The sequence below is a fragment of the Roseburia sp. TF10-5 genome (assembly GCF_003462365.1).
Classification (GTDB): Bacteria; Bacillota; Clostridia; order Lachnospirales; family Lachnospiraceae; genus Roseburia; species Roseburia faecis.
The window spans coordinates 1-663 of the sequence record NZ_QTYW01000012.1 but is presented as its reverse complement, the minus strand read 5'-3'; the positions used below and the strand labels follow the sequence as shown (position 1 = coordinate 663).

1 protein-coding gene is annotated in these 663 nt (G+C 38.8%); it reads left to right on the top strand.

Features of this window, described 5'->3' with window-relative positions; genetic code table 11:
* Positions 1-264: 264 nt before the first annotated feature.
* The coding region (locus tag DXD06_RS11120; RefSeq protein WP_243001040.1) for a nucleotidyltransferase domain-containing protein at positions 265-663 on the top strand (399 nt) is incomplete at its 3' end.

Here is a 663-nt window from a genome sequence, read left to right as displayed (position 1 = left end):
GTGATCATACGCAAATCTTCCCATGTCTTTGTTTTGAAAAGTTTTGCCCAACGGTCAATTCCATAGTGCAGATCCTCTTCTGTGCCAAAAAGCAAAAATAAATCAGAATAGCGAATGACGGGTGAAAAGTCAAGAATTTTTTGAACATGAGGGACAAGCCGAATAGCAGAAATCACAGATATGCGCGAGTCTAAATTGTATTTTTAAAATGAATCCGCTATACTATAAACAGTATAGCGGATTTTGTGTTTGGAGAGAGTGTATATGGTCCAGGAATTTGATTTCAATATGATGAAGATAAGTGAAATTATTAAGCGTGTTACACAGATTTGTCGTAGCCTTCATGTAGTACGCCTGGATTTATTTGGATCTTTTGCGACTGGAACCGCAACAAGTCGAAGCGATGTTGATTTTGTTGTTTACGGAGAAGTGGATCATGAGGCGTTAGAAGAAGCTGTGGAGAAAATTGATACACTTAGGAAGATTGATTTATCCTGCAAGATTATGAAAGATATTTTAGTTAAGTATATGGGAATTCTGGATTTTGCTGTAGGTTCACCGAGGGAAGTGCTACAGACGGCTTTCTCCAATGGAATCATTGAAAGTGATATGTGGTTGGAAATGCTGCGGGCACGGAATCAACTGGCTCATGATTATGATGGC